The 25,565-nt window shown below is 66.4% G+C and carries 21 protein-coding genes; 9 read left to right on the forward strand and 12 right to left on the reverse strand.

Features of this window, described 5'->3' with window-relative positions; translation table 11 throughout:
* Positions 1-45: 45 nt before the first annotated feature.
* On the reverse strand, positions 46-477 hold the full coding sequence (locus ACX93N_RS03790; protein WP_459427060.1) for a TerB family tellurite resistance protein: 432 nt from the start codon (positions 475-477) through the stop codon (positions 46-48).
* A 198-nt stretch (positions 478-675) separates the two neighbouring features.
* Here ACX93N_RS03790 and ACX93N_RS03795 point away from each other — a divergent pair, with 198 nt between their 5' ends.
* The 7 genes from ACX93N_RS03795 to ACX93N_RS03825 all read left to right on the forward strand — a co-directional run bounded on the left by ACX93N_RS03795 (position 676) and on the right by ACX93N_RS03825 (position 9,192).
* Positions 676-963: an encapsulin-associated ferritin-like protein gene (locus ACX93N_RS03795; RefSeq protein ID WP_459427061.1), complete on the forward strand. Its 288-nt coding sequence runs from the start codon at positions 676-678 to the stop codon at positions 961-963.
* Positions 964-985: 22 nt separating this feature from the next.
* Positions 986-1,462 carry an ATP-dependent zinc protease family protein gene (locus tag ACX93N_RS03800; RefSeq protein ID WP_459427062.1) on the forward strand — a complete coding sequence of 159 codons (477 nt, stop codon included), beginning with the start codon at positions 986-988 and terminating at the stop codon, positions 1,460-1,462.
* Positions 1,463-1,464: 2 nt separating this feature from the next.
* Positions 1,465-2,373, forward strand: coding sequence for a 30S ribosomal protein S6--L-glutamate ligase (gene rimK, locus ACX93N_RS03805; protein WP_459427083.1), 909 nt, complete (start codon positions 1,465-1,467; stop codon positions 2,371-2,373).
* A gap of 1 nt (position 2,374) precedes the next feature.
* Positions 2,375-3,406 (forward strand): succinylglutamate desuccinylase/aspartoacylase family protein, encoded by a 1,032-nt coding sequence (locus tag ACX93N_RS03810; protein ID WP_459427063.1) that lies wholly within the window; start codon positions 2,375-2,377, stop codon positions 3,404-3,406.
* Between the two features lie 61 nt (positions 3,407-3,467).
* On the forward strand, positions 3,468-4,580 hold the full coding sequence (locus ACX93N_RS03815) for an efflux RND transporter periplasmic adaptor subunit (protein WP_459427064.1): 1,113 nt from the start codon (positions 3,468-3,470) through the stop codon (positions 4,578-4,580).
* Complete coding sequence (locus ACX93N_RS03820; protein ID WP_459427065.1) at positions 4,577-7,753, forward strand: efflux RND transporter permease subunit; 3,177 nt, start codon at positions 4,577-4,579, stop codon at positions 7,751-7,753. Before ACX93N_RS03815 ends, ACX93N_RS03820 begins: the two co-directional genes overlap by 4 nt.
* A 128-nt stretch (positions 7,754-7,881) precedes the next feature.
* Entirely contained in the window at positions 7,882-9,192 is a 1,311-nt protein-coding gene (locus tag ACX93N_RS03825; RefSeq protein ID WP_459427066.1) for a DEAD/DEAH box helicase, read from the forward strand.
* 23 nt (positions 9,193-9,215) lie between these two features.
* Here ACX93N_RS03825 and ACX93N_RS03830 read toward each other — a convergent pair whose 3' ends face one another.
* Both ACX93N_RS03830 and ACX93N_RS03835 read right to left on the reverse strand, forming a co-directional pair.
* Positions 9,216-10,859 carry an acetolactate synthase large subunit gene (locus ACX93N_RS03830; RefSeq protein WP_459427067.1) on the reverse strand — a complete coding sequence of 548 codons (1,644 nt, stop codon included), beginning with the start codon at positions 10,857-10,859 and terminating at the stop codon, positions 9,216-9,218.
* Positions 10,860-10,917: 58 nt separating this feature from the next.
* Positions 10,918-12,204, reverse strand: a complete 1,287-nt coding sequence (locus ACX93N_RS03835) for an amidohydrolase (RefSeq protein ID WP_459427068.1) — start codon at positions 12,202-12,204, stop codon at positions 10,918-10,920.
* Positions 12,205-12,320: 116 nt separating this feature from the next.
* On the opposite strand from ACX93N_RS03835, the gene ACX93N_RS03840 reads away from it, so the two are divergent.
* Entirely contained in the window at positions 12,321-14,075 is a 1,755-nt protein-coding gene (locus ACX93N_RS03840; RefSeq protein WP_459427069.1) for a DUF885 domain-containing protein, read from the forward strand.
* Positions 14,076-14,103: 28 nt separating this feature from the next.
* Here ACX93N_RS03840 and ACX93N_RS03845 read toward each other — a convergent pair whose 3' ends face one another.
* Genes ACX93N_RS03845 through ACX93N_RS03870 form a run of 6 tightly spaced genes read right to left on the reverse strand, consistent with a single transcriptional unit; the run spans position 14,104 to position 22,116 of the window.
* Positions 14,104-15,753, reverse strand: a complete 1,650-nt coding sequence (locus tag ACX93N_RS03845; protein ID WP_459427070.1) for a thiamine pyrophosphate-binding protein — start codon at positions 15,751-15,753, stop codon at positions 14,104-14,106.
* A 14-nt stretch (positions 15,754-15,767) separates the two neighbouring features.
* The gene (locus ACX93N_RS03850; protein ID WP_459427071.1) at positions 15,768-17,348 is read right to left on the reverse strand and encodes an FAD-binding oxidoreductase; all 1,581 of its coding nucleotides are present in this window, start codon (positions 17,346-17,348) and stop codon (positions 15,768-15,770) included.
* A 40-nt stretch (positions 17,349-17,388) separates the two neighbouring features.
* Positions 17,389-17,613 carry a lipoyl domain-containing protein gene (locus ACX93N_RS03855; protein WP_459427072.1) on the reverse strand — a complete coding sequence of 75 codons (225 nt, stop codon included), beginning with the start codon at positions 17,611-17,613 and terminating at the stop codon, positions 17,389-17,391.
* A gap of 21 nt (positions 17,614-17,634) precedes the next feature.
* Positions 17,635-19,653 carry an alpha-ketoacid dehydrogenase subunit alpha/beta gene (locus ACX93N_RS03860; protein ID WP_459427073.1) on the reverse strand — a complete coding sequence of 673 codons (2,019 nt, stop codon included), beginning with the start codon at positions 19,651-19,653 and terminating at the stop codon, positions 17,635-17,637.
* Between the two features lie 48 nt (positions 19,654-19,701).
* Positions 19,702-21,231, reverse strand: a complete 1,530-nt coding sequence (locus ACX93N_RS03865; RefSeq protein ID WP_459427074.1) for a class I adenylate-forming enzyme family protein — start codon at positions 21,229-21,231, stop codon at positions 19,702-19,704.
* 3 nt (positions 21,232-21,234) lie between these two features.
* A complete protein-coding gene (locus ACX93N_RS03870) occupies positions 21,235-22,116 on the reverse strand; it encodes an amidohydrolase family protein (RefSeq protein WP_459427075.1) in 882 nt (293 codons plus the stop codon).
* Positions 22,117-22,289: 173 nt separating this feature from the next.
* On the opposite strand from ACX93N_RS03870, the gene ACX93N_RS03875 reads away from it, so the two are divergent.
* Positions 22,290-23,045: an IclR family transcriptional regulator gene (locus ACX93N_RS03875; RefSeq protein ID WP_459427076.1), complete on the forward strand. Its 756-nt coding sequence runs from the start codon at positions 22,290-22,292 to the stop codon at positions 23,043-23,045.
* Between the two features lie 22 nt (positions 23,046-23,067).
* On the opposite strand, the gene ACX93N_RS03880 is transcribed toward ACX93N_RS03875, so the two are convergent.
* The 3 genes from ACX93N_RS03880 to ACX93N_RS03890 all read right to left on the reverse strand — a co-directional run.
* Entirely contained in the window at positions 23,068-24,618 is a 1,551-nt protein-coding gene (locus tag ACX93N_RS03880) for a GMC family oxidoreductase (RefSeq protein WP_459427077.1), read from the reverse strand.
* A 6-nt stretch (positions 24,619-24,624) separates the two neighbouring features.
* Positions 24,625-25,086 carry a hypothetical protein gene (locus ACX93N_RS03885; protein ID WP_459427078.1) on the reverse strand — a complete coding sequence of 154 codons (462 nt, stop codon included), beginning with the start codon at positions 25,084-25,086 and terminating at the stop codon, positions 24,625-24,627.
* Positions 25,083-25,565 (reverse strand): VOC family protein (locus ACX93N_RS03890; RefSeq protein ID WP_459427079.1); only part of this gene is annotated, 483 nt, incomplete at its 5' end. The genes ACX93N_RS03890 and ACX93N_RS03885, both read right to left, overlap by 4 nt.

Raw genomic sequence — 25,565 nt, forward strand, 5'->3', positions numbered from 1 at the left:
GCGGTGCGGTACCCGGGACCGCGATGGCCCCGGGGAGACGACCGGTCAGTCGACGATGAGGCCGGCGGCGTCGGCCGCGGTCAGGCCGAGGGTCTGCACGACCATGTTGAAGAATTCCGCCTCACTGGCGGAAACACGCTCGTCGGCGTGCATGACCTCCACCAGTCCACTGACGATGGCACGCCGCTGCTCCTTCGACAGGCGCGGGCTCGCCTCCGCCAGGCACTTGTGCAGTGGCACCATCTCGTACACCTTCGACAGCGCCGCGGTGCGCACGTCGGCGCTGGAGATCTCTTCGCCGAGGCGCTCCTTGATGACGCGCTGCACCGTGCTCACCTCTGCCGGGTGCGAGTAGGCGTCGGCATCCGTGGCCCGGGCCAGCACAAGGACGAACAGCTCGCGGAAAATCGCCTCGTCCGAGGTTTCTTCGCGCTCCCCGAAGAGCTGCCTGACCTTGCTGAAATCCACCAGTGCCATGTTGTCCTCCCGAACGGCGCGTTGCGAAAGCGCAGAGCATAGCCTGTTACCTGCGCGTTGAACACCACCGGGGTGATAGTGCCGGGGCCCACAGCGCCGGACACCACCGAGGACTGGAAACGCGGTCCAATTGCAAAGGCGGCGGCGGCAGGCGACACTTGTATCCATCACCGCCAAAGAAGCTGACCCGGAGACACCATGGCAAACGAGGGCTACCACGAACCCGTCGAGGAACTGTCCGCGGAGACGCGCGACATGCACCGCGCGATTGTTTCCCTGATGGAAGAACTGGAGGCAGTGGACTGGTACAACCAGCGCGTCGACGCCTGCGGGGACGAGGAACTGAAGCGGATTCTCGAACACAATCGCGACGAGGAAAAGGAACACGCGGCCATGGTGCTGGAGTGGATCCGTCGCCGCGACCCGTCCTTCGACAGCGAGCTCAAGGACTACCTGTTCACGGACAAGCCTATCGCGCACGGCTGACGCCGCCGGCGCAGGGGCGACCGTGGCAGAAACACTGGACACCGTCGGCTGGCGGGAATGGCTGCGCTTTCCCTCGCTCGGGATCGACGCCATCAAGGCCAAGGTCGACACCGGGGCCCGCACGAGCTGCCTGCACGCTTTCGAGCTAGAGCCCTTCGACCGCGGCGGTGAGCCCTGGGTCGCCTTCGCCATGCACCCGTTCCAGCGTGACGAGCAGACCGTCCTGCGCTGCGAAGCCCCGGTCGTGGACCGGCGCCGGGTGCGTGATTCCGGCGGTCATGCGGAGCAGCGCTACGTCATCGCCGTGCCCCTGTCGCTGGGCCCCTACACCTTTGACGCGGAAGTCACGCTGACGAGCCGCGATACGATGCTTTTTCGCTGCCTGCTGGGCCGCACCGCGCTGCGGGGCCGCTTCCTGGTCGACCCAGGGCGCTCCTACCTCATCGGCAAGGCACCCGGCGCCGGCGCTGCGCCCCGGCAAGGAGGAACCAGAACATGATCATGAAAATCGGCATCCTGTCCCGCAACCGCAAGCTCTACAGCACGAGCCGGCTGGTGGAGGCCGCCGCGGAGCGCGGTCACGAAGTCCACGTCCTCGACACCCTGAAATGCTACATGGACATCAACTCGGCCAAGCCCATGATCTACTACAAGGGCGAACCGCTGGAGGGCTACGACGCGGTGATCCCGCGCATCGGCGCCTCTATCACCGAGTTCGGCACCGCGGTGATCCGCCAGTTCGAGATGATGGGGGTCTACTGCCTGACGGAGTCCATTCCCCTCGGCCGTTCCCGGGACAAGCTGCGGGCCCTGCAGCTCATGTCGCGCAAGGGTGTGGGCATGCCGGTCACGGGCTTCGCCCACGACGTGGAGAATGGACGGCAGCTGATCAAGATGGTCGGCGGCACACCCGTGGTGCTCAAGCTCCTCGAGGGCACGCAGGGGCGCGGCGTGGTACTCGCCGAGACCTACAAGGCCGCGGAATCGGTGATCGACGCCTTCATCGAACTCGGCGCGGACTTTCTCGTACAGGAGTTTATCAAGGAGGCCGGCGGTTCCGACGTGCGTGCCTTCGTGATCGGCCGCCGCGTGGTGGCGGCCATGGAGCGGAGTGCGGCGGAGGGCGAGTTCCGCTCGAACCTGCACCGGGGTGGCAGCGCCTCGGCGACCAAGCTCACACCGGAGGAGCGGCGTACCGCGGTAAAGGCGGCGCAGACGATGGGGCTGTCCGTCGCCGGCGTGGATATCCTGCGCTCCTCCCGCGGGCCCCTGATCATGGAGGTGAACTCCTCGCCGGGCCTGCGCGGCATCGAGGAAGCCAGCGGCAAGGACATCGCCGGGCGCATCATCGACTATGTCGAGGAGAACGCCCGCCCCACCAAGAGCGACAGCCGCCGGACCCGGGGCTGACGTGACGAAGGCGCGCCGCGAAGCCATCGTCATCGGCGGCGTCAGCGTCGCCCCGGGGCAGCACCGGACCGTCGATGTCCCCGTTTCACCCCTGTACACCCACGACGACCTGTCCATCAGCGTCCAGGTCATCCATGGCAGCCAGCCAGGCCCCGTGGTCTTCATCTGCGCCGCGATCCACGGCGACGAGATCAACGGGGTGGAGATCATCCGCCGGCTCCTCAAGCACCGCTCCCTGAAGACCGTGCGCGGCACGCTGCTGGCCATCCCCATCGTCAACGTCTATGGCTTCCTGAACCACTCGCGCTACCTGCCGGACGGCCGCGACCTGAACCGCTCTTTCCCGGGCTCGGACGCCGGCTCGCTGGCCGCGCGCGTGGCCAATACCTTCCTGCAGGAGATCGTCCTCAAGTCGGATTTCGGCATCGACCTGCACACCGGCGCCCGGCACCGGGCCAACTTCCCGCAGATCCGGGCGGATCTCGATATGGAGGGGGCCCGGGGCATGACCGAGGCCTTCGGCGTGCCCCTGGCGCTGGACTCCAAGATCCGCGACGGCTCCCTGCGCGAGGCGGCGGGGGACGCGGGCATACCGGTCATCCTCTACGAGGCCGGTGAGGCCCTGCGCTTCGAGGAAATGTACATCCGCGCCGGTGTCAGCGGCATCGTCAACGTGCTCAGGCACCTCGGCGTGCTCCGGCGGAGCCGCCGCAAGCACCCGCTGCGCCCGCCGATCGTCAGCGACCAGTCGAGCTGGCTGCGCGCCCCCGAGAGCGGCATCTTGAGCACCCTCGTACCCCTAGGCGCCAAAGTCGTGGCCGGACAGACCATCGGCGTCGTCGCCGACCCCCTCGGCTCCCGGGAAAGCCCCCTCGAGGCCACCCACGACGGGGTCGTCATCGGGCGCACGAACCTGCCGCTGGTCTACGAGGGCGACGCGGTGTTCCACATCGCCCGCTACGGGCGACGCACGCACCTCGTGGAGCGGCACCTGGAAGAATTCCAGGAACACTACGAAAGCCAGGAACCATGAGCGGATGCTATACTGCGCGCGCTAAGCCCGCTTTCAGGGTGCTGGCCCGGACAACTCCCCTATGCGCAAGAACCTGATCATCGCCACGCTGATCGCCGTCGGCATATTGCTGTGGCTGCTCTCCGGCGTCCTCGGCAAGGACAGCGGCGACGGGCCGGCGAACCCGCCGGCACTCGCCGAGGTGCAGCCGCGGGAAACCAGCCGCGAGCCCGTGGCCGTGCGCGCCCGCGAGAGCCGCGCCGAACCCCGGCAGCGCATCCTGTCCCTGCGCGGGCGCACGGAGAACAAGCGCACCGTCGAGGCGCGCGCTGAAATCACCGGCCGCGTGATCGAGCGGCCCGTGGAGCGCGGCAGCCGCGTCGAGGAGGGCGACGTCCTCTGCCGCCTCTCCATCGACGACCGGGAAGAAGCCGTGGCCGAGGCCGAGGCGGCGCTGGAACGCGCACGCATCGAGTACGAGGGCGCGCTCAAGCTGCGCGACAAGGGCCTGCAGTCGGCCACCGCCATCGCCCAGGCCGAAGCAAACCTCGCCGCCGCCCGCACGACCCTCAAGCGCCAGCAGCTCAACCTCGAGCGCACGACGCTGCGCGCGCCCTTCGCGGGGGTCGTCGAGGCAGTGGCCCTCGAGATCGGCGACTACGCTACGCCCGGCACCGCCTGTGCCACGCTCCTGGACCTCGACCCGATGCTGGTGACGGCCCGGGTCTCGGCGGCGGACGCGGTCAGGCTCGCCCCGGGGTCACCGGTACGCGCGGTGACCGCCACGGGCCGGGAACTCACCGCAACGCTCAGCTTCATCGGCAAGCAGAGCGATGCAGCCACGCGCACCTATCCGCTCGAGGCCACCGTACCCAACCCGGACTACAGCCTGCGTTCGGGCGTGCCCGCCACGCTGCGGATTCCCGTTGAGGAGGTGCTGGCGCACCGGGTGTCGCCGGCGCTATTCACCCTGGATGATGCTGGTGAGCTCGGGTTGCGCGTGCTCGACAGCAACGACCGGGTCGCGTTCCATGGCATCGAAATCGTCGAGGACGGCCCCGAGGGCACCTGGGTCAGCGGCCTGCCAGCGGTGACGCGCATCATTACCGTCGGCCAGGAGTTCGTTTTCGAGGGTGATCGGGTGCGGGTCGAGGAAGCCGGCGCCCCGACGCTGTCGGCACGGTCCGCCCGGTGATCGCCTTCATCGACTCGGCGATCAGCCGCACCCGCAGCACGCTGCTGGTGATGGCCATGGTCGTTCTGGTCGGGCTCATCGCACGCGCCATACTCCCCATCGCGAACGAGCCCCACATCGAAGCCCCGTTCTTCTATGTGGGCATCCTGCATGAGGGCATCTCACCGGAAGACGCGGAGCGGCTGCTCATCCAGCCCATGGAGATCGAGCTGCGCAAGATCGAGGGTATCGAGGAGATCACCGCTCTGGCCTCGGAGGGCAACGCCACGCTCTTCGTCGAGTTCAATGCCGACATGGACCTCGACGAGGCGCTCACCGACGTACGCGAGGCGGTAGACCGCGGCAAGGCAGAGATACCGAGCACCGCCGAAGAGCCCATGGTACGGGAGCTGCAGATCAACGATTTCCCGATGATCCAGGTCAGCCTGGTGGGCGAGGGTGTCCCGGAACGCGACATTTATGAAGCCGCGGTCATGCTCCGCGATGAATTCGAGACGATCCCCGAGGTGCTCAAGGCCGAACTCCGCGGCGAGCGAGAGGAAATGCTCGAGGTGCTGGTCGACCCGGAGGCGATGGAAAATTACGCCATCTCCAGCGAGGAGCTCATCACCACGCTGCAGCGCAACAACCGCCTGATACCCGCTGGCAGCCTCGACACCGGCGGCGGACGCTTTTCCGTCAAGGTCCCCTCTGTGGTGGAGGAGCCGGCGGATGTCATGACCCTGCCCGTACGCAGCGACGGCTCCACCGTGGTTAGCCTCGGCGATATCGCCACCATCCGCAAGACCTTCAAGGACCGCACCAGCCATGCCCGGGTCAACGGGCGCGAGGCAATCACCGTCGCCGTTACCCAGCGGGCGAACGGCAACATCATCGAAGGGGTCACCGCCGTCCGGACGATGATCGACGAGCTGCGACCGCGCATCCCTCAGTCCATCGAACTGCTGGTGACCCAGGACCAGGCTGAATTCGCCGAGCTGCAGGTGACGGAGCTGCAGGGCAACATCTTCACCGCGCTCGCCCTGGTGATGGTGCTTGTGGTGGCCTCCATGGGCTTCCGCAGCGGCCTCATCGTAGGCTTCGGTATCCCCGTGTCGCTGCTGTTCTCGGTCACGATCATCTACCTGCTCGGCTATACCTTCAACTTCATGGTGATGTTCGGGATGCTCCTCGGCCTGGGCATGCTCATCGACGGTGCCATCGTGGTCACGGAGTATGCGGACCGGCGCATGGGCGAGGGCATCGACCACCAGGCCGCCTACTCGGAGGCGGTCAAGCGGATGTTCTGGCCGGTTACTGCCTCCACGGCGACAACCCTGGCTGCCTTCCTGCCGCTGATGTTCTGGCCCGGTATCTCCGGGAAGTTCATGAGCTACCTGCCGATCACCGTGTTCACGGTGCTCGCCGGTTCCCTGCTCTATGCCCTGCTCTTCGGCCCGGTACTCGGCACGGTCTTCGGGCGCCCCACTAAGCACAGCGCTGCCGCGGCAGCGCAGATGCATGAGCTCGAGACAGGCGACCCCACGAAGCTGCGCACGCTCACGGGCAGCTATGCGCGCTTCCTTTCAGGGGTGACGCGACGGCCCCTGGTCACCCTGGGGCTGATCCTTGGCGTGCTGGCCTGCATCTTCTGGGCCTATGGCCGTTTCGGCGTCGGCATGGTCTTCTTTTCCAACTCCGACCCCCAGTTCATCCAGGTCTCCGTGCGCGGCCGGGGCAACTTCGCCGCCGAGGAAGTGGACCGGCTCGTCAGGCAGGTGGAGGATCAGATCCTGCAGATCAGCGGTATCCGCGCCGTGAATGCCCGCACGATCCTCCCGGGCAGCAACGGCATCGGCCGGGGCGCGGACGCCACCGCCGACCGGATCGGCGCGATCTTCATCGAGCTTTACCCCGAGCAGGAGCGGGAGCGCTCAGGCAGCGAAATCTTCCAGGAAATCCGCGCCCGAACGAGCGGCTTCCCCGGCATTATCGTAGAAGTATTCGGCGAGGAGATGGGCCCGCCGGTGGGCAAACCGATCCAGATCGAGGTGCGCTCCCGGGAGCGGGAACTGCTGGAGCCGGCCATCGTCCGGATCCGCGCGCACATGGACACGCTGCCGCAACTGGTGGATATCGACGACACCCGTGCCCTGCCTTCCATCGAGTGGCGTATGGAGGTCGACCGCGCCGAAGCTGCCCTCTACGGTGCGGATGTCGTTGCGGCAGGTGTCGCGGTTCAGCTGGTGACCAACGGAGTGAAGGTGGCGGAGTACCGGCCGGACAGCTCGGAAGACGCGGTGGATATCCGGGTGCGCTATCCCGCGCGCTACCGGGGTGTGGAAGCCATGCGCAGCCTGCGGCTGAGTACCAGCCAGGGGCGGGTGCCGCTGTCCAACTTTGTCACCATGAAGCCACGCCAGGGAGTGGATACGCTCGAACGGATTGACGGGACGCCCGTGGAGCGCGTCCGCGCGGACGTGGTCGAGGGGGTACTGGCGGATACCATGGTCGGCGAACTTGAGGCATGGCTGTCGAAGCAGACCTTCGACCCGGCCCTTGATGTCCGCTTCCGCGGCGCCAACGAGGAGCAGAACGAGTCCATCGCCTTCGTGCAGGTCGCCTTCCTGTTGTCGCTGCTGCTGATGTTCGTGCTGCTGGTCACCCAGTTCAACAGCTTCTACCAGAGCTCGCTGATTCTCCTGGCGGTGATCATGTCCACCGCCGGCGTCCTCCTGGGGCTGCTGATCCTCGGCAACCCCTTCAGCGCCATTCTCAGCGGGGTCGGCGTGGTCGCCCTGGCCGGTATCGTGGTGAACAACAACATCGTGCTCATCGACACTTTCAACTACGTACGCAGCCAGCACCCGGAACTCCCCGTGCAGGAGATCATCGTGCGCTCATCCGCGCAGCGCCTGCGCCCGGTACTCCTGACCACGGTGACCACCGTCTTCGGCCTGCTGCCGCTGGCCTGTGGCCTGTCCGTGGACCTGATCAATCGCAGCGTCACCGCCAGCGGGCAGATGTCGACCTTCTGGGGGCCGCTTTCCCAGGCCATCGTCTTCGGCCTGTCCTTCGCCACAATCCTGACCCTGGTGGCCACACCCGCCATGCTCGCCCTGCCGGCGCGCCTGCGCGAACTCCTGGGTCGCCTGCGTCGTCGCGGCAGCGGCGAGGCCGTGGCAACGTCCTGAACCGCTCCGTCCGCCGCCGGCGCTGAGCAACGGCGTTCAACGACAAAGCGGCGCCATTCCGGTATGATCCGCCCCGCACGAGCTGGCCGTGCCCGACTATCCGCCAGCGGTCATCCCGGATACTCCCTATGACTTTTGCCGATCTCGGCCTCAGCGACGCACTGCTGAAGGCCATTGCCGAGCGTGGCTACGACACGCCCTCCCCGATCCAGCGCGGTGCCATTCCCGATATCCTCGCCGGCCATGACCTCATGGCCGCGGCCCAGACCGGCACCGGCAAGACCGCTGCCTTCACCCTGCCGCTGCTGCAGCGGCTGGCGGAGGGCCCGGCGGCGCCGGCACGGCAGGTGCGCGCGCTCGTGGTCACCCCGACCCGCGAGCTGGCGGCGCAGGTGCACGACAGCGCGGTACACTATGGCGCCCACCTGCCGCTGCGCGCGGAAGTCGTCTTCGGCGGCGTCAAGATCAACCCGCAGATCGCCCGGCTGAAGCGCGGCTGCGACATCCTCGTCGCCACCCCCGGGCGGCTTCTCGATCTGCACCAGCAGGGCGCGGTGAGCTTCGATGCGCTCGAGGTACTGGTGCTCGACGAGGCCGACCGGATGCTCGACATGGGTTTCATCCACGATGTGCGCCGTATCGTCGCCCTGCTGCCGACGAAGCGGCAGACGCTCATGTTCTCCGCGACCTTCTCCACGGACATCCGCCGCCTGGCCCAGGGCTACCTGCACCAGCCGCGGGAGGTAGCGGTCGCCCCGGCAAACTCCACCGCAGACACGGTGGAACAGTGGATCTACCCGGTGGACAAGGGCCGCAAGCCGGACCTGCTCTCGCATCTCATCCGCGAGCGCAACTGGCACCAGGTGCTGGTGTTCTCACGCACCAAGCACGGCGCCAACCGCCTCGCCAAACGCCTGGAACGGGACGGCATCGTCGCCGAACCGATCCACGGCAACAAGAGCCAGAATGCCCGCACCCGCGCGCTGGAGGGCTTCAAGAGCGGTCGTGTGCAGGCGCTGGTGGCCACGGACATCGCCGCCCGGGGCCTGGATATCAGCGGCCTGCCGCAGGTCGTCAATTTCGACCTGCCCAACGTCTCCGAGGACTACGTGCACCGCATCGGCCGCACCGGCCGTGCGGGCGCCGCCGGGCACGCCTACTCGCTGGTGTGCGCCGAGGAGGCGGAGTACCTGCAGGGCATCGAGCGGCTCATCCGCCGCACCCTGCCCCGGGAACAGGTGGCCGGCTTCGAGCCGGCGGAGCCGCTGCCCGAGCCGGGTGCGGGCCGACCGAGCACCGGGGGGCGCGGTGCGCCCGGCAGCCGCCGTCCGTCCGGGGGCGGCAGGGAGGCACCTTCGGGTCAGGCCCGGCGGCGACGCCGGGGCCGGGGCCGGGGACGAGGTGCGGCAACGGCGGCGGGCAGCGGCGGCAACCGCTAGCCACCCACCGCGCGGACTGACTCCTAGAGCCGGGCGGAGAGCGCCGGGATCACCCGGTGCAGCATCTCGTCGTTGAGGGAGTAGTCCACGGGGATCTCGACGAGGTGCACCGCGGGCTCCTCCAGGCAGCGGGCCAGGACCGCTTCGAGCTCCGCCGTGGCGCCGATGCGCCAGCCGCGGGCGCCGTAGGCCTCGGCATAGCGCACGAAGTCCGGGTTGCCGTAGTCGAGGCCGAAATCCGGCAGCTGCATGTCGGCCTGCTTCCACTTGATCATGCCGTAGGCGTCATCGCGCAGCACCAGGACCACCACGTGCAGGCCAAGACGCACGGCGGTTTCCATTTCCTGGCTGTTCATCATGAAACCGCCGTCGCCGCAGACAGTGAGCACCGGGCGCCGGGGGTACACGAGCTTCGCGGTCATGGCCGAGGGCAGGCCCGCGCCCATGGTCGCCAGGGCGTTGTCCAGCAGCAGGGTGTTCGGGTGCGCCGCCGGGTAGTTGCGGGCGAACCAGATCTTGTAGATACCGTTGTCCAGCGTAACGATGCCTTCCGCCGGCATCACCCTGCGCACCGCGCGGACCAGGTACTCGGGCCGAAGGGGGAAGCGCTCGTCGGCCTCGCACTCGTCCCGGTGCGCGACATAGGCCTCATGGGCGCGGCGGAACAGCTCGAAGTTCCAGTGCGGCTGGGGAGAGATGCGTTCCTTGATCTGCCAGATGCTGTTGGCGATATCGCCCACTACCTCCAGCTGCGGAAAGTAGACCGGGTCTACCACCGCGGAATCAAAGTTGATGTGCATGACCTGGCGCCGATCCGTGGGCCGCATGAAAAAGGGCGGCTTTTCCACCACGTCGTGGCCGACGTTAATGATCAGGTCCGCCGCCTCGACGACGCGATGCACGAAGTCCCCATCGGACAGTGCCGTGTTGCCTAGGAAGCGCGGGCCGTGTTCATCGAGCACGCCCTTGCCCATCTGCGTGGTGATGAAGGGGATGTCTGTCTTCGCCACGAACTCGCGCAGCATCTTCGCGGTCAGCTTGCGATTGGCCGCGGCACCGATGAGCAGGACCGGCGAGCGTGCGACCTCGATCATCGCCACGGCGCGGTCGATGGCCTTGTACTCGGCGATCGGCCGCCGCACCGAGCCCGGCGCGATCAGCCCGGCATCGGTCTCCTCCGCCGCGATGTCCTCCGGCAGCTCGATGTGCGCGGCGCCGGGGCGCTCCTCGTGGGCGAGCCGGAAGGCCTCGCGCACTGCGGCCGGGATGCGGTCGCCACTGACGACCTGGGTTGTGTACTTGGTCAGGGGCTGCATCATGTCCACGACATCGATGACCTGGAAGCGGCCCTGCTTGCTGGTCTTGATCGGCTTCTGCCCGGTCACCATGAGCATGGGCATGGCGCCGAGCTGGGCGTAGGCCGCGGCAGTGACGAGATTGGTAGCCCCCGGGCCGAGCGTCGACAGGCAGACACCGACCCTGCCCGTCAGCCGGCCATAGGTGGCGGCCATGAAACCCGCTGCCTGCTCGTGCCGGGTCAGCACGAGACGGATCGACGAGGTACGCAAGGACTCGAGGAGGTCCAGGTTCTCCTCCCCGGGAATACCGAACACGTACTCGACGCCCTCGGCCTCCAGGGCGCGGACGAACAGGTCCGAGGCTTTCATGGCGGCTCCTTCTCCGGCGGTTACCCTGTCGTCGCTACGCGAGGCCGCCGGCGGCAGTTCATTCCGCGGGCGGCGCGAGCAGGTCCAGCGCCATGGCAGTCATGGCGGCGATGCCGGTGCGCAGCGTCGGTGCCGGGTCCGGGGCGAAGAATGGCGAGTGCAGCGACGGCAGCGTGGCTTCGCCACGCTCATAGCGGTCCCAGAGGTCCTGCGGGACCACGCCCAGGCGGATCATGAAGCTGGGAATCTGCTCTTCCGTGCGTCCATAGCGCGCGAAATCCTCACCGCCCATTTCCTTGGGCACCTCAACGAGGTTTTCCTCGCCGATGGCGCCGGCCATGGCGGCGACGCCACGCTCGACCAGGGCCGGGTCGTTCCACAGCGCCGGCGTGTACTCGTCCCGGATCTCCACGTCCGGGGCCAGTTCGCCCTCGAAGCCCAGGGCCTCGGCCTGCTTCACGGCGATGCGGCGGATGCCGTCCAGCAGCGTTGCCCGCGCCGCGTCGGAGTAGGAGCGCACCGTGAGTTGCAAGGTGGCGCTGTCCGGGATGATGTTGTGCTTGGTGCCGGCGTGGATGGAGCCCACGGTCACCACACCCGGCTCGGTCGGATGCAGTTCCCGGGATACGAGAGTCTGCAGGTCCATGATGATCGCCGCTGCCAGCACCACCGGGTCCTTCGCCGCATGCGGATAGGCGCCGTGGCCACCGATGCCCTTGAGGCGGATGTCCACCGAGTCCACGTTGGCCATCATCCAGCCGGGGACGTAGCCCACCTTGCCGGCGGGCAGCGTCGCCAGCGTGTGCAGGGACAGGTTGTAGTCGGGCGTCGGGAACTTCTCGAAGAGACCGTCGGCGAGCATCATGCGGGCCCCGGCACCGCGCTCCTCGGCCGGCTGGGCGATCACCAGCAGCGTGCCCTGCCACTCATCCTGCCTCGCCGCGAGATCGCGGGCCGTCGCCGTACCCACGGTCATGTGCACGTCGTGTCCGCAGGCATGCATCACGTGCACCGCCTGGCCGTCCTGCTCCGTGGCCGTCGCCTCGCTCGCGTAGGGCAGGCCCGTTTGTTCCTTCACCGGCAGGCCGTCCATGTCCATGCGCAGCATGACCGTCGGCCCGTCACCGTTTTCCAGCACACCGACAACGCCGTAGCCGCCGACACCTTCGGTCACCGCGAAACCCGCATCGCGCAGCTCGGCCGCGATCGTGGCGGCGGTCTCCTTCTCCTGGAAGGACAGCTCGGGGCTCCGGTGCAGCGCCTTGTAGAAAGCTAGCGGCTCGAAAGCGAAGGCCGGTGCGGCGAGAGCGAGGCCGAGGAGCACGGCGAGAACAGGACGTGGCATGGCGATATCTCCGGGTAGCTTTGCCGCGAGTCTAGCAAATCGGCGCCGGCCCCGCCGTCGCCCTTCCCCGCTCCGGTGCTATGCTGGCCACCACCCGAAGCAACCGGAGTCCCGCCGTGCGACAACGCCTCCCCGCCACCCTTCTCTGCCTGTTGAGCCTCGCGCTGGCACCGGCCGCCCCTGCCGACCCGGAAAAGGCCGCTGAGGCCTTCGGACGGCTGCTGGCAGAACACTGGGCACGCGCACAGGAAGAACAAGTGTTCTTCCGCACGGACCCGGACGCTTTCCGCCCGAACGGCGCTCTACCGGACGTGGGCCCCGAAGGCCGCGCCCGCCGCCAGGCCTTCAATCGCGAGATCCTCGAGCGCCTCGGGCAGATCGACGGGGACGCGCTAAGGGGCCAGGATCGGCTGAGCTACCACCTGTTCCGTTATGAGCGGGAAACAGAGGCGGCGAGCTACTCACAGCCCGGGCACCGCTTCCCGATCACCGCCCTTTTCGGCTTCCACAGCTATTTTGCAGACGCCCCGGCGAACATGGACTTCTCCTCCGTAGCCGACTACGAGCGGCTGCTCGAGAGCTTCCGCGACTACCCGCGCTACAACCGGCAGCAGATGGCCAACCTGCAGGAGGGCATCGACAGCGGCTACACACAGCACTGCACGGCCATGGCCGGCTACGAGAGGACCATCAGCCGCTATCTCGTCGAGGACCCGGCCGACAGCGCCCTGTACGAGCCGTTCACCCGCTTCCCGCAGACCGTGCCGGCCCGCGAACGGGAGCGGCTGGCCGCTGCAGCCCGCGCGGCGCTGGTCGAGGCCGTGCTGCCGGCTTACGCGGCTTTCCTGCGCTTCTATGAAGAGCACTATGCCCCCGCCTGCCGGGAGGCGGAAGCCATCACCAGCCTGCCTGGCGGGGACGGCTACTACCGCTACCTGGTCCGCTACTATACGACCACCGCAATGACGCCGCGGGAGATTCACGAGCTGGGTCTCTCGGAGACGAAGCGGATCCGTGCGGAGATGGACGCGATCATCGACGCCAGCGGCTTCGAGGGCGACTTCCGTGCCTTCCTCGATCGCCTCCGCGACGACCCGGCTTCCTACGCCGCGAGCCGGGAAGACCTGCTGGAAAAGATCGCCCTCATCGCCAAGACCATGGACGGCATGATGCCGCGCTTTTTCGGCCGGCTCCCTCGCATGCCCTACACCATCCGCGAGGCCGAGGGACGCGGCGCCTTCTACGCGAGCGGCACGGCCGATGGCCGCAATCCCGGGGTGTATTTCGTCAACGCCACCGACTACGAGGCCAAGCCACTGTACACGCTGGAGGCGCTGACGCTGCACGAGGCCGTGCCCGGGCACCACCACCAGATGGCCCTTGCCCTCGAGCTTGACCTGCCGCCATTCCGACGCACGCTCTACCACGCCGCCTTCGGCGAGGGCTGGGGGCTGTACGCCGAGAGCCTGGGCAAGGAAGCCGGCTTCTACAAAGATCCCCGTTCGGACTTCGGCCGGCTTACCTATGAAATGTGGCGGGCCAACCGCCTGGTGGTGGATACGGGGCTGCACGCCTTCGGCTGGACGCGCCGCGAAGCCATCGACTTCATGCTCGCGAACTCGGCGCTAACGGCGGCGGAGATCACGGCCGAGGTGGACCGCTACATCACCTGGCCCGCGCAGGCCCTCGCCTACAAGGTCGGCGAGCTCCGCATTCAGGCCCTGCGTGACCGCGCCGAAGCGGCGCTGGGCGATGGTTTCGACCTGCGTGCCTTCCACGACCTGGTGGTGGGAAACGGGTCGCTGCCTATTGCGCTCCTCGAGGACCTGGTGAAGGAATGGATCGACGAGGGGCTGGCGCGGGCCCCATAGCACCCGGGCCGGGGCAAGCCCCGGACAGTCAGTAATCGAGGGGCAGCATGGTGCCCGGGTGCAGCTTGAGGTCAATGAGCAGGGGACGCCGGCCATCCCGTATCGCCTCGCAGGCGGCTTCCAGCTCAGCCGGCTCGCGCACGGAAACGCCGTGGCCGCCCATGACTTTGGCGACAGCGGCGAACTCGGGCCAGTCAAAGAGGGCGAGGCGTGGGTCAAGTCCGCGGTCTGCGTACTGTACGTGCTCGGCGCCGTAGCTGGCATCGTTACAGACGATGACGATGAGGTCGAGTTGCTCGCGAACCGCCGTGTGAAATTCGCTGACACCGCCGAGCATGAAGCCGCCATCTCCAACAACGAGCACCGTCGGACGCTGCGGCGACGCCACCGCGGCGCCCATGGCATAGCCGGGCGCGAGACCGATGGACCCGAAGTTCACGGTGTGAATAAACGCCCCGGCAGACGCCACCGAAAGAGCCTTCCAGGCCTGCCCCACGAACCGGCCCACGTCGGTGACCACGATCCGATCGCGGGCAATGACATCGTTCAGCCGCAGGAGCGAGCGAGTCAGGTCCACAGTGTTCGCCGTGGCGGTATCGGCGAGGCCCTGGAACGGGTCGGAGGCGTCAATACGCTCGCGGATCTCTTCATTCCTGAAACCACTGGGCGGAATCTCTGCCGCATCAAGCCAGTGCATAAGGTCAGCCACCACGCTCGCCGGATCACCGAGAAGGACTGCATCAGGGGCAATGCCCGCGCCGAGATCGGCCGCCTCGAGGTTGCACTGGATGACTCGTTTGCCTTCCAACAGCGAGCCCTGGCTGGTAGTCCAGCGATTGAGACTGGCGCCGAAGGCGATGATACAGTCGCTGGCGAGGATGAGTTCGTTGCCCAGGGGCGTGCTCAGGCCGCCGAAAATACCGATATTGTAGGGATCTTCGCAAAACAGACCCTTCCCCTTCAGGGTCGTCGCCAGCAGCGCCCCGGTGCGCTCCGCAAGAGCAATGAGGGCGGCCTCATCAACGGCGGTCATCGCTCCGCGCCCCCCGAGCACAATGGGGCTTCTCGCCGCGGCAATGATCCCAACTGCGTTTTCCAGCTCCTCGCCCACCGTGCTGAACTGCCGATGCGGGCCAGACGGCAGCTTCACCGGTCGATAGTCCACTTCCTCCCAGCCGAATTCCGCCGGGATGTTCATGACGACCGGCTTCCTCTCGAACAGCGCCGTCCGCAGAGCAAGCAACAGGTCATCCAGCACCGTCTCCGGTGCTCGCAGCTGCACAAAGGCAGCGCCGGTCGCCAGCACGAAGTCGCGCTGCGAAACATTCTGGAAATGATCCGGCGCTGCAGCGGGCGTGTCTCCGCAGAGAAGCAATAACGGTATACGGGCCTTGACGCCGTCGACGAGCGCCGTCAGCGCATTCGTCAGGCCGGGACCATGGGTGACGCTGACCAGGCCCGGACTGCCCGTAGCCAGGGAATGACCGAGGCCCATCAGCACGGCGCCGGCTTCATGAGTCGCCGCGACGAAGCGACCGGAAAAGTCGTCGACGTAATGACGGGCCATGAACAGGTTGGCATCTCCAAGCAGTCCGAACATTGTGCCAAGACCGCAGTCGGAGAGCGCTCGCGCGAGCGCCTCGTTTACCGTGCAGCCTTGGGGGTGTTGATTTGCCATCGAGCCTCCACGCGTCAGCGGCCGGGCAAGGCCGGACCCCCAAGGCCCAGCATACCCCTGGCAAGCCGCCCTTCGGGATCCAGCTGCAGCTTCAGGGCTTCAAGTAATGCCAGCTGTGGTCCGGACAGGCGCGACCGGTAATCGTAGAAGCGCCCGAGCTGGACATGCTGGCCGCCCAAGGCATCCAGCAGCGACGCGAGCTGTTGGCGCATGTCGCGCACACGCGCATCGCGCTCTGGTGCGGTGAGAAGCGGCACATCTTTCGCCCGCGGCACCAGTTTGCGATGCAGCGGGTATAGCGCGGAAGGCCAGAGCAGCATGGGCTCGAGCACGATATGGTCTCCGCCGGTGCCCATCATGAGCATGCTGTGCTGTACGCCGTCGTCCCCGCCGGCCCGGCACAGCTCGTCGAGGGTTGCCGTGACGCGTTCAATAACACTGTCAAGTCGCGACAGATCAAACACGGCACTCACGGGGGCCCAGCGCTCGTAGTCGGGCCCGAGCACCCCCCTCACGGAGTAGGGCCGGGTTGTCATAGCCTTTGCGACCGTCGTCTCCAGGGGCACCAGCTGCGCGCGGCGGGCGTACCGCCACGCCCGTTGCAGCAGTGCCTCCACCGTGGCCCGGTCATGCCCCTCCAGGCAGACATGGGCCGCCCAGGTTGCGGAAGGCGCAGCGGCTGTGCCTCCGCGCAGCGTGCGCAGCAGGTCGACGGCACTGGACAGGCGCGGAAGCACGCCACGCTGCCCCGCCAGGAGGCGCAGGGCGACCGAGAACTGCTCTCGCGGAGGCTGTGCGCGCAGGGCGCGGCGCCTGCCTGCATCAAGACAGTAGGCCTTCATGTTTCCAGGCGGTGCACCGACCGCCGCGAGCAGCGCGGGGAAGGCCTCCGGTGACGGCAGCGCGCAGGAGAAATAACGCCGCTGCTCAGGCTCCGCTTCAAGACTGATCCAGGCACGGGTAAGGACGCCGAAGGCGCCGCAATCACCCAGAAAGAGCCCGGTTAGATCCGGACCCTGGCCGCGCCATAGGGGTGAAAAGCGGCTGTCCGTTGCCAGCGCGCCGGTTCGCAGCCATTGTCCGCGCGGCGTCACGATTTCCACGGCTTTCACGGCGGACATATCGGTCGGCATACCCTGGCGAATAGAGCCGGCGATCGTGGAAAGACTGCCGGAAATTGGCGCCTGGAGAGCGGGGCGCCGGCCGGTCCCCGCCAGCCAGTCGTCGAGGGCGAGCCAAGTGACACCGGCCTCGACACAAACCACGTTGTCGCTCCCCGGGTGCCAAGTGATCCCACCCAGTCCCGACATGTCCAGCACGACCGAGTGATCGTCCTGCGGGAGATAGCCGCCACTGTAGGAAAGGCCACCGCCGCGGACCTCAACGTTCAGGCCCAGCGGGGTGGAACATTCCAGGAGCGCCGCAACGTCCTCGACCGACCGGGGTCGAAGCACGGCCAGCGGACGCCGTTGCCCCGGGAAGACCAGGTCGCTGGCGAACAGGGCGAGCGTTTCGCCGTCGAGGACAAGCCTGTCCTCCAGGCCTGCTTCCGCAAGCCTCCTGCGCAGTGACGGAAGCCTGTCAGCTGAAGCCACCCTACGGAGTACCCGCCGCTACGTTCAAGCGCGGCTGCTCTCAGCTGCGCTCGATCGTCGCGATCGGCGCCCCCACCGGCAACTCTTCGCCGGGCGGACAGAGGTTGCTGATCCTGCCGTTGAAGGGACTTTCGACGTCAAGTGCGGACTTTTCCGTCTCTACCGTGTAAAGCGGTGTGCCCTCGGACACCTCATCGCCTTCGCTTACCAGCCACTTGAGGATAGAGCCGGACTGCATCGACTGCGCCAGCTTGGGAAGTTTCAAGGTAACTTTCATGGCATCCTCTCAGTCAGCCAGCAGGGCCCGGGTGCGCTCTGCAATGCCGTCAGCGCTGGGGAAATGCAGAGCCTCCAGTTCCTTGCTGAAGGGAATGGGCGTGTATGCACCGCCATAGCGTGCGACGGGCGCCTTCAGTTCGGAAAAGAGCGCCGCATGCACGTGTGCGGCAATCTCCGCCCCTACGCCACAGAATTCGACCGCGGGATGGGAGATGAGCAGCCGGCCGGTCTTGCGCACCGACGTCAACACCGTGTCCATATCCAGCGGCTGGATGGAACGCAGGTCCAGGAGTTCCGTGGAGATGCCCTCCTCCGCCAACACCTTGACGGCAGACTGGGCTTCCGCAACGGCCCAGCTGTAGGCGAGCAGCGTGACATCGCTGCCCTCGCTGACCACCCGGGCACGACCGAAGGGAACCCTGTAGTCACCCTCGGGAACAGGCCCCGGAGTGAAATAACAGTTCATGGGCTCGATAAGGATACAGGGATCGGGGTCGTAAATGCTGCTCAGGATAAGCCCCTTGGCATCCGCCGGTGTGCTCGGGCAGGCGATCTTCATACCGGGCACGTGGGCAAACCACGCCTCCAGCGATTGCGAGTGCTGCGCGCCGAAGCTGCCGGTGCTCCCGGCAGTCAGCATCCGCAGGGTGATGGGCACGTTGGTGCGTCCGCCGGACATGTAGCGCAGCTTGGCGGCATGGTTGGCGATCTGATCCATGCAGACCATGGCGAAGTCATTGATCATGATTTCCGCGACCGGCTTCATGCCCGCGAGGGAGGCCCCGATCGCGGCCCCGACGATTGCCTGTTCGCTGATCGGCGTGCCGCGCACCCGCGCGTCGCCGTACTTCGTCGAAAGACCTGCTGTCGCCTTCACGATACCGCCGGCAGGGTCCATGATGTCTTCGCCCAGCAGCAGCGTACTGTCATCGCTGCCGAGCGCCAGGTCCAGCGCCTCATTGACCGCCTCGACGTAGCTCAGCTGGCGGCCGACCGCGGCGAGGTCCGGCTCCTCGACTTCGGCTGCGGGCGCCTGCACCCCGGGCAGAAACCCGCTGCTGGCGTAAACGTCCTCGTATACCTCGCCGTCGGCGTGTGGCGGTGCGTTGTCCGCCGCATCCTGGGCAGCGGAGACTTCCTCCGAAGCCTCCTTCTCGATCCCCGAAAGCGTTTCCTCCGTCGCCCAGCCCTCATCCAGCAGACGCGCCCGGAAACGGGCGAGCGGCGGGTTTCCGCGACCCGCGGCCAGGCACTCCGCGTCCATGTGCGACTCATCGGAGCCGAAAGCATGGCCCTGGAGCCGCGGCGCTACGCACTCCAGGAGCGTTGGACCGGCGCCAGTCCGGGCGCGCTCGAGGGCCTCGCTCGCAGCGCCGTAGACCGCCAGCGGGTCCGTACCGTCCACAGAAGCGCTGGCCATCGCATAGGCGGGGCCGCGATCGGCAATGGATTTAACCCGTGTCGAGGCGGAGAAGTCTGTATATTCCGCGTAGAGATTGTTCTGGCAGATAAAAAGGACAGGCAGCTGCCAGAGGGCGGCCATGTTCAATGCCTCGTGTACGGCACCTATATTCGCGGCTCCGTCGCCGAAGCTGCAAACGGTAACCTTGCCGGAATCCCGCAGCTGCTCGGCGAGCGCCAGGCCGTTGGCGATCGGCGCGCCGGCGCCGACGATGCCGGTGGTCACCATCAACCCGCTATGCGGATCTGACAGGTGCATCGGTCCACCCTTCCCCTTGCTGGTCCCGGTCACCTTGCCGTACATCTCGGCGATGACTTCCGCCATCGGTGTTCCCTTCGCTATCACGTCATGCACGCCGCGATAGGTGGTCACGAAGAAGTCATCGCCGCGAAGCAACGGTGCGATGGCAGCAGGTATGGCCTCCTGACCACCGCAGGGATAATACTGGAATTGCAGTGCTCCCGATGCCAGACCGCGCTGGATGGCCTTGTCGCAGGCCTGTATACGCACCATGGTGCGAAAGATAGCGGTGGCCAGGTCGGCGTCGATGGGCTGGCTTGGCATAAGGCTACTCCTGTTCCGGGATTGCTGTAGATGCTCCCTGCGCTGACGCTAGGCCGCCGGCTGCGCAGCACGCAATTCTTTCTTGAGAATCTTTCCTGCGGCATTGCGGGGCAGCTCACTGACCAGGGTAATGCCCCGCGGGACCTTGTAGGATGACAACGCGTCGCGGCAGCGGGCGATAATCTCTGCCTGGTCCACCGTTGCCTGGGGCTGCGGGACGATGAAGGCGTGAATGCGCTCGCCCCATTCTTCATCAGGCAGGCCGACGACGGCGACCTCCGCGACGGTACTAGCGGCGCCAATAACCTTCTCGATCTCCGCGGGATAGACATTGACTCCACCGCTGACGATCATGTCCTTGGCGCGACCCACGATCGTCAGAAATCCCTGCTCATCACGGAAAGCAAGGTCCTGCACCGTGACCCAGCCGTCCCGGAGCGCCGCAGCGGTCTCCTCCTCGCGGTTCAGGTAGCCAATGAAGGTATAGGGGCCGCGCGCAAAAATCTCGCCCACTTCGCCCCGTTCACAGGGAGAGCCGTCCGGACGGCGGATCTGCACTTCCATCTCCAGGAAGGGCGTACCGACACTCTCCGGTTTATCGAGGATCCGGTCCGGCCGCATATTGGTCACGATCCCACCCTCGGTGGACCCGTAGGTCTCGTGTAAGAGGCCCTCGCCGAAGCGTTCGACCGTCAGTTGCTTGAAGCGCGGTGACAGCGCCGCCGCATTGGAGATGATCGCCCGGAGCGCGTGCCGGTCCGGTAGCCCCTCGAAGCGCTCATCGGGGAGGTCGTGAACGCGCTTGAAGTGTGTGGGCACCATGAAGACACCGTGGATATCGCCCTGCTCGAGGCGGCCGACGATGCTTTCGCCGTCACTGCCGTCGTGGAGGACACAGGTACCACCATGGCTGACGGCAGCCAGTGCGAAGGCGAAGCCGGCTCCGTGGAACAACGGCGCCAGGGAAAGGAAGCGATGCCCGGGGCCGAAGCAGTCGTACTCGATGGCCGAGGCGAGACAGACAAGGGCACGGCTGCGATGGGGAAGCAGGACGCCCTTCGGCCGCCCGGTGGTTCCCGAGGTATAGCAAATGCTGAAAGCCGCATATTCGTCTGCCACCGTCAAACATGGACTCGCGTCCCGCGCCAGCAGAGTCTCGTAGCTTTCCCCGAGGCGCAGCGTAGGCAGCTGAGGATCATCGGCTAGCAGCTGGTACAGTTCGTCGAGCGCAGGATCGACGAGCGCCAGCGCAGGGTCGCAGTCATCGACGATGGCGCGCAGTTCGTCGGCGCTGAGCCTGGGATTGAGTGTGGCCACGACCAGGCCCGCCTCCGCCAGGCCGGTCACGATCTCGAGGTACTCGAGACGGTTTGGAGACAGCAGCACCACCACGTCGCCGGCGGCAAGGCCGTATTCCGCCACCACCGCGGCGCCAATGCGGCGCAGCCGGTCCGCAAGCTCCGCGTAGCGGAGCTGCCTAGTGCCATCCTCCACGGCGACAGCCTCGGGAAAGCGCTCCGCGGCGTTGAGGATGCCGCGACCCACCGTGAGCGGCGCAGTAAACAATTCCCCGGGCATGGGTCAGTCCCCCCCGGTCTTGAGCCGCTCCCGCAGGGGCGGGAAAACCCGCAGCGCGTTCTCGCGAAGTACCCGCTGCAGGGCGGCAGGACGCAGGTCGAAATCCGCAACCTCCCCCATGGCCCTGCGGGGATCAATCACCGGCCAGTCAGTACCGAAGAGAACCTTGTGGCTGCCGTAGCTATTCATGTAATGCACCAGGTTCGGCGGCAGGTGTTTCGGCGCGTAGGCGTCTATACCAATAAAAACGTTTTCGTGCTTCCAGGCCATGGCGATCATCTCGTCGGCCCACGGGGTGCCTACATGGATGCCGATCAGTCGCAGTTCGGGGAAATCAATGGCGATCTGATCAAGGAGAATCGGCCGGGCGACCGAGGGCAGGCGAACGTCCTTCTGGTATATCAGGTTCTGTCCGACCTGCATCATGATAGGAATGTCGAGCTCACAGCACTTGGCGTAGATGGGGTACCACTGCGGTGCGTCCGGCGGGAGGCGGAACCAGTGGGGGTAACTGTGTGCGCCCACGAAACCCAACTCCTTCACGGCGTATTCGAGGTCCGCGAGCTGCTCCATGCCCAGCGTGGGGTCGACGCCGGCAAGGCCCGAGTACCTTTCCGGCATCTGCCGACAGTAGCCGGCGACCTGCTCGTAGGGTATTTCGATGTGGTACTTCATCTGCCGCCCCCCTGCGCGAACGGCAATGAGCAGGGAGTGGTCCACGCCGGCCTCGTCCATGATGCCGGCGTAGCGCTTGATATCGACGCCACCACGCATATCAGCAGGCATGCGAACCTGTTCCATGAAATGCTCGTCAAAACCGTTCTGCTTTTTTTCAATTTCTACCGAAGTAAACGGATTGACGACGATATCGATCGCTCTGGCCATCTGCCTGGCTCCCTGAGTCACTCGGGTTATTTGCCCGCTGCCTCTGCCGCGAGGAACATTGCGCCGCCCGGCAGCGGGCAAGGCGGCAGGACTCTGCGACGCGCTAATGTCACTTTACGGCACTGTACAGATATGTAAACATATAGTTCGCATTTATGAACTACGGTAACAGCATGGCAAAGAGTCCGGTGAAGTCCGGCGCGCGGGTTGTCGAGATCCTGGAGCTCTTCGCTGCCCGGCGACAACCATTGTCGGCCACCGAGATCGGTGCGGCGCTGGCATATCCGAAATCCTCTGCCAACCTGTTGCTGCACACGCTCGTGGAGTGCGGCTGGCTGTCGCTGAACAGCGAAACCATGCACTACTTTCCAACGCTGCGGGTAAGCTCCCTGGGTGACTGGCTGCCCTCGGCTCTCTTCGGTGGCGACTCGACGGAAGCGCTCGTGCGTGAGCTGTGGGAAACAAGCCAGGAAACGGCGACGCTGTCCATCCCCAACGGCGTGCACATGGAATTCGTACGCGTTCACGTCGGCACCTACCCGATTTCCCTGAATCTTCCCGAGGGAACGCTGGTGCCGATGTTCGGCACTGCTGTCGGCACGAGCTACCTGCAGACTCACAGCGACGAGGTGATTGAACGCCTTTACCGCCGGGCCGAAGCCGAGTTTGCGCTGTCCGGCGGTGAACGAAAATTTTCCGACTACCTCGGTGAGATTCGCCAGGCGCGGAAACGGGGCTACGCAGTAGGGTACGACCGCCTGCTCTCCGACACGGGCGCCATCGGCATGTGCGTCTATGCGGGCGGGCCAGAGAGCGCCGTGGTCATGGCCGTGGGCGGCCTGAGCAGTCGCATAGCGCGCAATGAAGAGCGTCTGGTCAGGCTCATGCGACAGCTCGCCGCGCGTGCGCAGCGACAGTCCCGACGGTAACAGGCTCCGGCGCGATCGGCTTTCAGGCAAGTTCCCGCAGGAAGTAGTCGGCCTGGCGCAACGCCAGGGCCACAATGGTGAGTGTGGGATTCTCAGCGGTGGATGTCGGGAACAGGCTGCCATCACCAATCAGCAGGTTCGGCACCTCGTGGCTGCGGCCGAAGGCGTCTGTGACCCCGTCGCGGGGCAGACGGCTCATGCGGGCGGTGCCGAGGTTGTGAGTTGCAGAGGGAGGAATGCCGAAGCGGATAGCATCGGCCCCCAGCGAGGAGTAGAGCTCCCCCGCGCGCCGGCGAAAATGCGCTCGCATCACATCGCTGTAGGGGTGTTCGTCAACGTGAACATTGGCAACGGGCAAACCGAAGCGATCCCGCACCGCGGCATCGAGGGTGATACGGTTTCCGGGGCGAGGCATCTCTTCACCGTTCATCAGCATGCCCGCCAGGTGGTCATAGGACGCCATGAAGTCGGTGAAATCCTTTCCCCAATCATTGCCCCCGATGAGCATGGCGAGGGAGATCGGAGCCATCGCGACAGCCTCCATCAGGTAACCACCGGCAAAACCGCGCGCCGGATCGTGACCGTCCTCGTCGAAAATCGTACCGGGCGTCACGATGCCGCGGTGCATGTTCACCGGGCCGGGCATGCGAGCGAATGCCAGGGCGTTGATATGCCGCATGTAATGCCGGCCGACATGGCCGTGGGTATTGGCCAGACCATCGGGGAAAGCAGGGCTCTCGGACAGTAGCAGCAGCCGGGCGGTTTCAATCGCATTGCAGGCGAGGAACAGCCAGGCGACGCGCTGGCGATGCTCGCCGCCCTCGCGATCACGGTAAATGATCGCCTCGACACGCCCCCGCCGGTCCAGCTCGATGTGAACCGCCTGGGCGCCGGTACGCAGGTCCAGGCGCCCGCTCGCCTCCGCGCGGGGAATGTCAGCAGCGAGCGTGCTCCACTTCGCGTTGATCTTGCAGCCCTGGTTGCAGAAACCCATCTGCAGGCAGGCCGGTCGCCCGTCCCGCGGCGCAGAGTTGATAGCGATATGCGCATTGGACACGCGCCGGTAACCGCAGCGCTCAGCCGCTGCGCGCAGCACCTTGAAACTGCTGCTCGGCGGGTGTGGAGCAATACCGTGCGTCCCCGTGACGCCCATGCGCCTTTCCGCCCGGCCATACCAGGGTTCAAGCTCCTCGAGGCTAACGGGCCAGTCGACAAGGGAAGCGCCGTCGACGACGCCGTAGACAGTCCGCGCCCGCAGCTCATGTGCTTGCGGACGGTAGGCCAGCCCGTTCCAGTGCAGGGTGGATCCACCAACGGCCTTGACAATCCAGGCGGGCATTGTCGGCGCGACGCGGGCGGCCAGGTAGCTGCCGGAGGCGACACGCGAATCGAGCCAGCTAAGCTGGGCGAAGGCTTTCAGGTCATCCTGGAACCAATCCCCCGCTTCGATGCGCTCGCCGGCCTCAAGCATCACCACGTTCTTGCCTGCGGCCACAAGCCGCTCAGCGAGGGTGCCGCCTCCGGCACCCGAACCGACGATGACAATCGCCGCTTCGTCCGTCCCGACCCGCACGGCGCGCTACCCGCTACCCGAGTCAGGCCCCGGTAGCCAATCGATCGCGCCGAAGCCCCGGTGAAGGTACCCGCCGCGGTCGAGCGATGGCCCCTCGTAACCGAAATGCCGGGTGAGCGACAGATCGTTATAGAGGTTCATCATCACGTGAAAGCGGAAGGCCAGGAAGTCCGGTGTATTCTCCAGGGGCTGCAGCACAGCAACACGCCGCTCCGGGTCCCACGCGGGGAAGCGGCCGCCGCCGGCAGCAACCGCGAGCCGCCCGGCGGGCCCCGGCTGGCTGGCCAGGAAAGCCTCGGCGATTCCCCGGTAACGCCCGGCTTCCACAAAGTCGTGGGGGAAGAGGGTCCGGGCAACTGCGGCGAGCACTGCCGCCGGCGCCTCGACCGTCGGTGCGGCAGCTGGCCGCCCCCCCGCAAGCAGTGCGCCCAGGCCGAGAAGATTGAACTGGCGCCGCCGGAGCTTCACTCGAAACCCCGCAGGAGACCGTCACCGTTAAATTCGGCGGCTTCTGCGCGCATCTGCTCTATCATGCCCCTGACGGATTCATCCACGGTCACCAGCTCGGTCAGCAGGCCGAGTTCGCGACGTGTATCCAGCATGGCAATCGGTGTGCCGGTCGGAAAGCGGCCCTGCAACAGCACTGGCGCCGCACCGCCCCGACGCTGCAGGTAATCGGCGATATCATCCACCAACACCGCGACATGGTGCGGGCACGGTGTCTGCGGAACATCGAAGATCCCGGTCGGGTCCTCGTCCACCGAGATCAGCTCGATCATCGTGTCGCCGCTGTACCCCAGGAGGATACTGAGCCTTGGCGATGCAGAGCCCGCGGGCTTGACCATTTCCGCGAACTGGAAGTCATCAAAGCGGTAGAAGGGCCCAGGGGCGCGGTGGCCCCAAGGGGCCGCGGCGCGCTCCCAGGTCCCAACCAAAAAAACAAACCG

The sequence above is a fragment of the Pseudohaliea sp. genome, from assembly GCF_054552115.1.